The following is a 10674-nucleotide window of genomic DNA, read 5'->3' as shown; positions in this document are numbered from 1 at the left end:
GCCGTGGCCTGCCTCGTCGGAATGCTCAGAGCGCGCGTCGTAGAGAACCGCCTACGCTCGGTCGAGGACGCACCCGGAGGAGAATAGCGATGCGGATCGAAGGGACGGTCTGCTCAAGGCGCTGTACTGTCTGACGCTACTCGGAATGATCTTCCCGTCCGCGTTGTATGGCGCCTCGGGTTGGGTGGGACCGGCGACGGGGGGCGGGATGCTGGCCGCCATCGGTCTCGGCGGCCTGGTGGTGACGCTGGCGCTCGTCCTCTACCGAGTCTTCACCGTCGTTCGGGTCGGCGCATCCCTCGACGCCTTCGTCCCCTCGGTCATCATCAGAGGTCTCCGACTCATCGGCATTCTCGGCATGCTCGCCGGCCTTCTCGGCTCACTGGCGATCTTCTTCGTGAAGCCCATCGCCCTGGCCCTCTTCGGCCAGCCCGGTGACGCGGGCATCGCGTTCTTCATCACGGGCCTGTACGCGTATGGGATCTCGCAATTCTCTCTGCCGGGTGTCCTCCCGTTCGAGTTCGGCCGCCTGCTCGGATTCGAGCAGCACATGCAAGCCGAGCGCTCGCGACGTGCAAGTCAGCCGGCGCCGTGAAGCGCGACGGCGAGACATGAGAAGGACACGTCCGGAGCGACATACCTGACACTGTCACTCGAAGACCGACGGGTCGTCCGCGACGAGGTGTAGGGCGGCCCGTTGCCCTCGCGATCCGACGGCCCGTTCACGGTCGAGATGGACGTCGTCGTGGGCGGGGCGGGGGTCAGCGGTAGGGTCGACGCACGAGGCGAAAGAGCCGGTCGGGCGTCACCGGCAGCTCGCTGATCTCGACGCCGAGCGGCGCCAGCGCATCGGCGATCGCGTTGGCCACCGCGGCCGGCGCGCCGATCGTGCCACCCTCCCCCACGCCCTTGAAGCCGCCGAGCGTGCTCGGCGACGGGCGCTCCAGGTGGTGCACCTCGATCGCGGGTACCTCCGACGCCGTCGGCACCAGATAGTCCATGAGCGTGCCGGTCAAGAGCTGGCCGTCGTCGCCGTAGACGACCTCCTCGAGGAGCGCCGCGCCGATCCCCTGGGCGACGCCGCCGATCACCTGCCCCTCGACCACGAGCGGGTTGATGATCCGGCCGCAGTCCTCGACGACGACGTGCCGGCGGAGCGTCACCGCGAAAGTCTCCGGGTCCACCTCGACGACGGCGACGTGGGCCGCGTTCGACGCGGTGCCGAAGTAGGGATCGTAGAAGCGCGTGACCTCGAGCCCGGGCTCCATCCCCTTCGGCAGGCGCTTGGCGCCCGCGTAGGCCGCGGACGCGATCTCGCGCAACGCGACGCTCTTGCCGGTCCCGCGCACGGACGCGCGCCCGTCCTCGAGATGGATGTCCTCAGCGCCCGCCTCGAGGAGGTGCGCCGCGATCCGCGTCGCCTTCTCCCGGAGCGCGCGGGAGGCGAGGATCGCGGCGCCGCCGCCGATCACGGCGCTGCGGCTCGCGTAGGTCCCGGTGCCCGTCGGCGACGCCGCGGTGTCGCCGTGGATCACGCGAACGTCCTCGAAGCGCGCGCCGAGCTCGTCCGCGACGACCTGCGCGAGCGTCGTCTCGTGGCCCTGGCCGTGGCACGCGAGACCGAACGTCGCCGTCACCGTGCCGCCGGGATCGACGCGCACCGTGGCGCCCTCGGTGCCGGTGTTGATCGCCGCGCCGGGCGACGCGGGGATCGCCGAGCCCACGCCGGTCAGCTCGACGTAGGCCGCGACGCCGACGCCGACGAGCCGACCGCGCTCGCGCCCGCGGCGCTGCTCCTCGCGCGCGCCCGCGTAGTCCGCCGCGTCCCGTGCCCGCTCGAGCGACTCGACGAAGCTCCCGCCGTCCCAGACGACGCCCGACGGCGAGCGGTAGGGCAGCTCCCCCGGGCGAATCAGGTTCTTCAGGCGCAGCTCGACGGGATCCATCCCGAGCCGGCGCGCGGCGCGGTCGAGGAGCGCCTCCATCACGAACGTCGAGACGGGCCGGCCGACGCCGCGGTACGGCCCCATCGGCGCCTTGTTGGTCGCGACGCCCCACGCCTCGCCGTTGTAGTGCGGGAGACGATAGGGGCCGGGCAGGAAGCTGATCACCTGGATGACCTCGATGGAGGCCGTCCACGGGTGCACCGAGTAGGCGCCGACGTCGGCGAGGACGCGCGCCGCGAGCGCCTCGAGCGTGCCGTCCGCCCGGAGCCCGAGGCGCGCGTCGATCACCTCGTCCCACGCCTGCGTGCTCGTCAGGAGGTCCTCGCGCCGGTCGCCGACCCATTTCACCGGACGGCCCAGGAGTCGCGCGAGCGCCGCGACCGCGACCTCCTCGGGGTAGAGCGCGCTCTTCACGCCGAAACCGCCGCCCACGTCGGGGGCGACGACGCGCACGCGATGCGCCGGGACCCCGAGCAGGTCGGCGAGGGCGTCGCGCAGGAGCCCGGGCACCTGGGTCGAGGACCAGAGCGTCAGCACGCCGGCGCCCGCGTCCCAGTCGGCGAGGCACGCGCGGTTCTCCATCGTGACGCCCGCGTGCCGGTGGAAGCGGAAGCGGTCGCCCACCACGACCGCGGCGCCGCGGAGCGCCGCCTCCGCGTCGCCCTGGACGAAGGCGCGCGAGAGCAGCACGTTGCTGCCGGCCTCCTCGTGGACGAGCGGGCTCCCCGTCTCCGCGCCGGCCTCGGCGCCGACGACCACCGGCAAGGGCTCCCAGGAGACGCTGATCAGCTCGGCCGCGTCCTCGGCGGCGTAGCGGCTCTCGCCGACCACCACGGCGACGGCCTCGCCCGCGTACCGGACCTTGCCGACCGCGAGCGCCGGGAAGTCCGTCGCGCGGTAGCCCTTCATGCGTGACTCGGCGCGGATCGGCCGCGCGTGCGGTCGCAGATCCTCACCGCCGAGGCACGCGGCGACGCCCGGCGCCGACCGCGCCGGGGTGAGGTCGAGGTCGCGGATCCGCGCGTGCGCGTGCGGGCTCCGGTGGAACGCCGCGTGGAGCATCCGCGGCAGGACGAGGTCCCCGAGGAAGCGCCCCCGGCCCGTGAGGAGGCGCGCGTCCTCGACGCGGCGAACGCGCGCGCCGATCAGGGTCACGACTTCCTGAGCGCGGGGGCGGCGGCCTCGACGGCCTTGATGATGCCGTGGTAGCCGGTGCAGCGGCAGAGCACGGCGGAGATCCCCTCGCGGATCTCGGCCTCGGTCGGCGACGGGTTCGTGCGCAGGAAGTCGAGCGCGGTGAGCAGCATCCCCGGCGTGCAGAAGCCGCACTGGAGGCCGTGGTGCTCGCGGAACGCCTCCTGGAGCGGATGGAGCTTGCCGTCGCGCATGAGCCCCTCGACCGTGGTGAGCTCGGCGCCGTCGGCCTGGACGGCGAGCATGATGCACGAGCGCGCGGCTTCGCCGTCCACGAGGATCGTGCACGCGCCGCAGATGCCATGCTCGCAGCCGACGTGCGTGCCCGTGAGCCCGAGGTCCTCTCGGACGAAGTCCACGAGGAGCTTCCGGGGCTCGCAGCGCTCCTCGTACGCGATGCCGTTCACCTTGAGGCGGACGGTGACGAGGTCAGCCACGCGCGATTCCCAGCGCGCGCTTGAGCGCGCGCCGCGTGAGGACGCCCGTGAGATGGCGCCGGTAGTCGGCCGAGGCGTGGATGTCCGAGTCCGGCGAGACCAGCTCCGCGGCGCGCCGCGCGGCGGCCTCGATCGCCGCGTCGCCCAGGCCCTCGCGCTCGAGGATCTCCTCCGCGGCGCGCAGGCGCAGCGGCACCGGCCCGGCGCCCGCCGTCGCGAGGCGCGCCTGCTTGCAGCGCTCGCCCTCGCGCACGATCATCGCGGCGATCCCGACGATCGCGAAGTCGCCGTGGCGCCGCGCGAACTCCTCGAGCGCCACGCCCGCGCCGGCCGGCGTCGCGGGCAACCTGACCTCGACCAGGATCTCCTCGGGCTCGAGGCTCGTCGTGAGATAGGTCCGGAAGAGGTCCCGCGCCGGGACGACGCGCTCGCCCTTCGGGCCGCGCGCGACCACCTCGCCCTCGAGCGCCGTCAGCACCGCCGGGTACTCCGCCGAGGGGTCCGCGTGAGCGATCGATCCGCCGATCGTCCCGCGCGTGCGGATCGGGAGGTGCCCGACCCACCGCGTCGCCTCGCGGAGGAGCGGGAGCTTCCGGGCGACGATCGAGTCGAACTCGATGGTCCGCTGGCGCGTCATCGCGCCGAGCCTCACCTGGCCGTCGTGCTCTCTGATGTACGCGAGCGCGGGAATACGGTTCAGGTCGACGAGGGCCGCGGGCCGGCTCAATCTGAAATTCAAGAGCGGCATGAGGCTCTGGCCGCCCGCGAGGACCTTGGCGTCGCCGCCGTAGCGCTGGAGCAGCGCCAGCGCTTCGTCCACCGTCGTCGGCGCGTGGTAGTCGAACTTCGGAGGTTTCACGCCTTCCGGGCTTTCTTGATCAGCGCGTAGAGCTTCGACGGCGTCATCGGCAGCTCGTTGATCCTGATGCCGAGCGGCTTGAGCGCATCACTGACGGCGTTGGCGATGACCGCGGGCACCGTCATGGACGAGGACTCGCCGAGCCCTTTCGAGCCGAGCGGCGTCAGCGGCGAGGGCGAGACGACGTGGGCGATCTCGATCGTCGGCGCCTCGGAGGCCGTCGGCACCAGATAGTCCATGAAGGTGCCCGTGAGGCACTGGCCGTCCTCGTCGTACGCGAGCTCCTCGTAGAGCGCGCCGCCGAGGCCGTGGAGCGCGCCGCCGTAGATCTGGCCCTCGGCGATCATCGGGTTGATGATCGTCCCCGCGTCGTGCACGGAGACGTAGCGGAGGATCTTGATCGCCGCGGTCTCCGGATCCACCTCGACCGCCATCACCTCGGCGATGAAGCCGTAGGTGTTCGAGGAGTTCACGCGGTCCTCGGCGTCCACGGCCTTCGACACGGTGAAGCCGAAGACCGCCGTCGCCTGGAGGCCGGGCTCCATCCCCTCGGGAAGCGACTCGGTGTTCCAGTGCGCGCGCCCGGCGAGGTCTTTGACCGAGTACGACGGCCCCTTCCCTTCTTTCGGCCTGACGGCGCCGTCCCTCCACTCGACCTGAGCGACCGGCATGTCCATCAGGTGAGCGGCGTACTCGACGAGCTTCGCCCTGAGCTTCCGCGCCGCGAGCGCGACGGCAGAGGTCCCGACCGAGCCGAAGCGGCTCGAATACGTCCCCGACGAGATGGACCAGACGCGCGTGAACGTGTCCATCTCGTCCACGACGGTCACGTCCTCGGGGTCGAGCCCGAGCTCCTCGGCGACGATCTGCGAGACGACCGTCTGGTGGCCCTGCCCTTGCGGCGTCGTGCCGAGGATCGCGGTGACGCGCCCGAGCGGATCCACCTTGACGGTCGCGGAGTCCACTGCGCCAGACTTCGGCAGGTACTCGGGTTTGGCGCGGAACTGCGGATCGAGCGCCGTCGCGACGTAGCCCATGTTCGAGACGGATGGATCCACGGCGAGGGCGAGCCCCACGCCGAACCAGCGGCCGGCGGCCCGCGCCTTCGCCTGCTCGCGCCGGAGCTCCGCGTACTTCGCGAGCTCGAGCGCCTTGTCGAAGGCCTTCGGGTAGTCGCCCGAGTCGTAGAGCCCGCCGCTCGGCGTCCGGTACGGCATCGCCTGGGGCTGGATGAGGTTCCGCCGGCGCACCTCGGCGGGGTCCACGCCGAGCTCGTCGGCGAGACGGTCCAGCATCCCCTCCGTCTCGAAGTAGAGGTGGCCGCACGCGTAGCCGCGATTCGGCCCCGTGAGGCTCTTGTTGGTCATGACGGTCGAGGCGTCGACTTCCAGGTGCTGGAAGCGGTAGGGGCCGACGAAGTTGCCGGTCGGCCGGAAGCTGCAGCCGGGCTCCGGGCTCCGGATGTAGCCGCCGACGTTATCGAGCCAGCGGAAGCGCATGCCGAGGATCGTGCCGTCCTTCTTCGCCGCGAGCTCGCGATACGCGACGCGATCCGTGCCCGTCGAGGAGGCCAGCAGGTGCTCGTGGCGGTCTTCGATCCACTTCACCGCGACGCCCGTGAGCTTCGAGGCGAGCGCGATCAGCGCGATGTAGGGATAGATCAGCGACTTGATGCCGAAGCTCCCGCCGATGTCCGGCGGGACGATGAAGCGGAGCCGGTTCTCGGGCAGCCCGAGCACGCGCGCCGTCAGCGGGTGCATGATGAACGGCCCCATGAAGTTCGACCACACCGTGCACACGCCCTCGAGCGCGTCCCATTTCGCGATCACGCCGTAGGTCTCGATCGGCGTCGAGCCGTACTTCGGGAACTTGAAGCGCTCCTTGACGACGACGTCGGCGTCGCGGAAGGCGCGGTCCGGGTCGCCGTACACGAGCCGGCGATTGTTCGCGAGGTTCGAGCCGACGGCCTCGTGGAGGACCGGCGCGTCGGGCTCGAGCGCACGCTCCGGATCCACGACGGCCGGCAGCGGCTCGTAGTCCACGCGCACCAAGTCCGCCGCGTCCTCGGCGGCGTACCGGCTCTTCGCCACGACGACGGCGACGGGCTCGCCGACGAAGCGCGCCCGGTCGGTCGCCGCGCAGTAGTAGTGGACGGGCGCCGTGACGCCGACCGCGAAGGGCTTGGTGTGCTTCGCGACGTCCGCGCCCGTGACGACGCCGACGACGCCGTCCATCGCGCGCGCCGCGGCGACGTCGTAGCCGAGGATGCGCGCGTGGGCGTGGGGCGAGCGGACGATCGCCGCGTGGAAGAGGTTCGCGACCGGCGGGTGGTCGTCGATGTAGGCGCCGCGCCCGGTGAGGAGCCGCGCGTCCTCGACGCGCTTCACCGGTTTGCCGATCCACTTCGTCGCGCTCATCTGTAGCGGGGTCCGCGAGGCCGGCTTGAGCCGTGGGTGGCCTGAGAAAGGCGCGCGTCGCTCATGCGGGGGCGCTGCACTCTAGTCAGCGGCGCCGCGGCATGTCAAGCGCGCGAACCATGATTGCAGGGAGCGCATTGTGTCCGCTCCCGTGAACTGTCCGCTTCGCTGGCCGACCGCCGTGCGGTACTCTACCGCGCGGCCGCTGTGGAACGGGCGATTCCGTATCGGTCGATTCCGGGAGGCGACGCCATTACGGTGATGCCGGCGGCGCCGCGGGATCGATCCCGAGGTCGTCCAGCCACTCCCGCGCCGCCGCGCGCAGCCGCTCGCCTCGAAACGCGAACCAGCGCTCGCGCTCAGCGGGATCGTCGAACAGGACGTTCTTGAACCGGCGGAAGGCGCCGCGGCCATCGAGGGCGACCTCCAGCCGGTCGCGCAGCCGCGCGTCGTCAACCGTCGCAACGAACTCCGCCATCCAGCCGTACTCGACCCGGGAGCCCAGCGGCTCGATGTGGATCAGGTGCCCCGCCTCGAGCCCCATGTCGATCTGCTCCTCCGACGGCCAGTCGTCGCCTTCGCCGAGGCGATCGACGGGGACCATCTGCACCTCGCCGCTCCGCACGTCGAGATGGCAGGTCCACTCGCCGGGGTTCGAGGTCAGCGCGGTCTCGAGGGCGGCCCAGTCCACCGGCACTCTCCTCGGCGACGCTGCGGGTCGAGGTTCGTCCTGGCCCAGCCACGCCAGAATTCTCTCCCGCTCCGCCTCATCGAACTCGTGGCCGTAGAAGCGCAGGAAGAGCGCACGGCGCAGCGCGGCCGGCGGCGCGTGCGGGTCCTGCGCCAGCACCGAGGCGCGCACCAGGGCCCGCGCCGTGGCGCCCATCGAGCAGCCCATCTTCAGGCGTTCCTCGGGCGAGCGCGCGAGGAGCATGGCCCGGTACCGCTGCAGGACGTCGGGTGGAGTGTCAGTCACCCCGCGCCTCCCGGTACAGCGCGCCGAGCCCGAGGCGCTCGGTCCAGCGCGCCAGGTACTGCATGTCCAGGTCGGGCACCGATCGCAGGAGGTTGCGGACGTCGTCGAGCTGGACTTCCGAGCGGGTCTCTCGCATCCAGTCGAGCTTGGAGATGATCAGGTCCTCGGGCGCGACGAGGGCGAGCCCGTGGCCCTCGATGGAGCCGCGCCGCTGGCGCGCGAACTCCGTGCGGCGGTAGTCGGTGTCCTTGCGGACGATGCAGTCCACCTTGATCACGTGGGCTTGGTGGATCAGGTTGAACGTGCTCCGGCCGGCGATGGCGGCACGGACCGCGTCCCGGTCGAGATAGAAGTCGCCTTCGAACAGGGCGCAGAACCGGTCGGCGTCGCCCCCCGACAGCTCGACCACGAGATCGATGTCGCGCGTCATGCGTGGCAGCGCGTAGTAGTTGGCCGCGAACGATCCGGTCACCATGTACGCGATCCCGGCGGCCTCGAGACGCCCGGTGACCGTCGTGAGAACCTCCAGCTCTTCGGTCACTCCTGGTCCCCAGCCTCCCGCCGACCTCTGACAGGGAAGGTCACTGGAGGCGCCATCCTCACCCCGGCCGCTCGAGCCCCAGCTCGCCCCACATCCAGCCGAAGTCGTAGGCGGAGTGGCCCTCCATGCGCTCGCGGGCCGAGAGGTTCTCCATGTCCTTGAGGAGCGCGATCACCTTGGGGCGCGCGGACTTGAGGCCTACGGCCTGGCGCGGCGTGCGGCCGCGGAGAGCGGGCAGCGGCTCGTCGAGCCAGCCCCGGTAGTGGCGCTCGTAGAAGGCCTGGACGATCTCGGCGGCGGCTTCCGGCGGCACCTCCTCCTCGGGCCGGGCGGGCCGCCGGTCGCGCGCGGCCGGCCGGGCGCGCCGGCGTTCGAGCGCCCGCTGAACGCTCTCGTGGCTCGTGGCCCGGTACGCGACGGCGGGGCCGGCCGCCGCTTCGAGCAACGCGCGCCCGCGCTCGGCGCGCTGGCGCGAGATGGTTTCCAGCACGACGCGCCTCTCCTCGAGCACGAACGTGCCGAAGCCGCGGCGGAAGCCGCCCTCGTCGGCACTCTCGGCGAGCCAGGCGTAGCTGCCGTCGTCCTGGCGCTCCAGCTCCGGGCGGTTCGCGAGCGCCGCCTCCAGGGCCGCGCGGTCGCGCACGTCGAAGACGGCCCGGCAAAGCATCACCTCGTCGCCCTCGGCGGTCACCGAGGTCGGCATCGGCCGCCGGGCGACCAACTCCAGCCAAAGGTCGTGGAACGCCATGCCGATGTTCTTGAAGAATGCCGTCTCATCGCGGAGCGGCAGCTTGCCGCGCAGCGACCGGCTGAGCCGCCGCAGGACGCGGAGGATCAGCTCCTTCTCGCGCGCCGGGTAGAGGTAGGGCGAGCCGTCGAGGACCGGAGCGCCGTGGGGCCCGAGGATGACGCGCGCGGCGAGGACGTCCCACTGGACGAGCTGGCGCGTGGCGAGACGCTCGCGCACAGGGACGCGCTTGTTGGCCCACAGGTCGAGAAGGTCGAGCCCCTCGTCGAGCCGCACCGCCTGGATCTCGTAGGGGCGGAGGTGCGAGAGCCGCATCCGCGCGAGATAGCGCCGCTCGCCCGACCGGAGGCCGTCGCCTTCGCGCGCGAGGAACCGCTCGACGATGGTCCCGCCGCCGTGAAGCGGGCAGTCGAAGACGAGCCACTCGTGGAAGCCGACCCGGCTCTGCTCGAAGTCCATCGCCTCGCGCGCCTCCGCCCGCGTCAGCCGCTCGAGGCGCTTGCCCCAGAACGTGAGCTCCGCGGCGGCGCGGTCCCCGTCGAACTCGGCGCGCCGGGAGAACCGCATCAGGCGCGCGAGGGCGCCGTCCCGCTCCCCCGCCGTCCACGCGCCCGGCGCGGGCGCGTCCTTCCCGAGGCAGCACCGTTTGTACTTCTTGCCGCTGCCGCAGGGGCACGAGTCGTTCCGTCCGACGGCGCTCATGCGCCGCGTCCGTCCTCGGCCCCCGGCGGCCGGTCCAGGAACTGTCGCAGGCGCCACTGGCGAGCGAGCTGGTTTCCCCGCGCCATCGTGTGGCGATTCTGTGGGTGCGGGCGCCGCGCTGTCAACGCCGTTCGGGCGGCGTTCGTCTCGTGGCCCCGACGGCGGTCAGCGGCCCAGTGACGCCGCCGCTCTCAGTGCCCGGCGCCGGCGACCGCGACGCCCGTGAACGTCGCGAGGCGCTTGGCGAGCGGCGTGTTGCGGCTCCGGCCCACCCTCACCTGCCCGTCCACGACGACGCACGAGATCCCGGGGATGTCGCCGCGGGCGATCGCGTCGAGGGCGTCCTCCGCGAGCGACGCCGCCGGCGCGTCGCAGACGACGAGGTCGGCGGGCGCGCCGACGGCGATGGTTCCCGTCGCCGTGGTGAGCCTGAACGCGCGCGCGTTGTTGCCCGTGGCCAGGGCGATCGCCTCGGCGGCCGGCAGGTCGCCGAGCGATGCGAGCTCGCACACGCTCTTGAGCACCCCCATGGGCATGACGCCCGTGCCCGTGGGCGTGTCGCTCGCGACGCAGACGCGCGGGAGCACGCCGGCCTCACGCGCGCGCTTCAATATATAGAGCGCCGAGCGGAGGTTCCCCGCCTGGACGAGCTGGAGCGCCATGTCGGTCCGGCGGATGATCGCGTCGAGCCCCGCCTCGTCGAGCGAGGTCGTCCCCCCGTTCACGTGGCCGCAGACGTCGGGCTTCAGATACAGCAGCACGTCGTGGGTGATCGGGCTCGAGCCGGGGATCGAGTTGCCGCCGCTGTGAGACATCACGCACAGTCCGTGCTTCTGGGCACGGCGGACTTCCGG

At 72.0% G+C, this 10674-nt stretch carries 9 protein-coding genes; 1 reads left to right on the top strand and 8 read right to left on the bottom strand.

Annotation, left to right across the window (positions count from 1 at the left end; all coding sequences use genetic code 11):
• The first annotated feature begins 184 nt into the window (after positions 1–184).
• Positions 185–595 carry a hypothetical protein gene (locus tag VKG64_10285; GenBank protein ID HKB25430.1) on the top strand — a complete coding sequence of 137 codons (411 nt, stop codon included), beginning with the start codon at positions 185–187 and terminating at the stop codon, positions 593–595.
• Positions 596–761: 166 nt separating this feature from the next.
• Here VKG64_10285 and VKG64_10280 read toward each other — a convergent pair whose 3' ends face one another.
• From VKG64_10280 to VKG64_10245, 8 genes are all read right to left on the bottom strand, one after another.
• Positions 762–3101, bottom strand: coding sequence for a xanthine dehydrogenase family protein molybdopterin-binding subunit (locus tag VKG64_10280; protein ID HKB25429.1), 2340 nt, complete (start codon positions 3099–3101; stop codon positions 762–764).
• Positions 3098–3577 (bottom strand): (2Fe-2S)-binding protein, encoded by a 480-nt coding sequence (locus VKG64_10275; protein ID HKB25428.1) that lies wholly within the window; start codon positions 3575–3577, stop codon positions 3098–3100. Before VKG64_10275 ends, VKG64_10280 begins: the two co-directional genes overlap by 4 nt.
• Positions 3570–4436, bottom strand: a complete 867-nt coding sequence (locus tag VKG64_10270; protein HKB25427.1) for a xanthine dehydrogenase family protein subunit M — start codon at positions 4434–4436, stop codon at positions 3570–3572. The genes VKG64_10275 and VKG64_10270 overlap by 8 nt, the downstream gene beginning before the upstream one ends.
• Positions 4433–6853: a xanthine dehydrogenase family protein molybdopterin-binding subunit gene (locus tag VKG64_10265; GenBank protein HKB25426.1), complete on the bottom strand. Its 2421-nt coding sequence runs from the start codon at positions 6851–6853 to the stop codon at positions 4433–4435. The genes VKG64_10270 and VKG64_10265 overlap by 4 nt, the downstream gene beginning before the upstream one ends.
• A gap of 253 nt (positions 6854–7106) precedes the next feature.
• Entirely contained in the window at positions 7107–7829 is a 723-nt protein-coding gene (locus VKG64_10260; GenBank protein HKB25425.1) for a UPF0158 family protein, read from the bottom strand.
• Positions 7822–8370, bottom strand: a complete 549-nt coding sequence (locus VKG64_10255; GenBank protein HKB25424.1) for a hypothetical protein — start codon at positions 8368–8370, stop codon at positions 7822–7824. Before VKG64_10255 ends, VKG64_10260 begins: the two co-directional genes overlap by 8 nt.
• Before the next feature lie 58 nt (positions 8371–8428).
• On the bottom strand, positions 8429–9820 hold the full coding sequence (locus VKG64_10250) for an SEC-C metal-binding domain-containing protein (protein HKB25423.1): 1392 nt from the start codon (positions 9818–9820) through the stop codon (positions 8429–8431).
• A gap of 191 nt (positions 9821–10011) precedes the next feature.
• Positions 10012–10674: amidohydrolase family protein (locus VKG64_10245; protein ID HKB25422.1), on the bottom strand; the 663-nt coding region annotated here is incomplete at its 5' end.

Source organism: Candidatus Methylomirabilota bacterium (assembly GCA_035260325.1).
Taxonomy (GTDB): Bacteria; Methylomirabilota; Methylomirabilia; order Rokubacteriales; family CSP1-6; genus AR19.
This window is presented reverse-complemented; position numbering and strand designations above follow the sequence as displayed.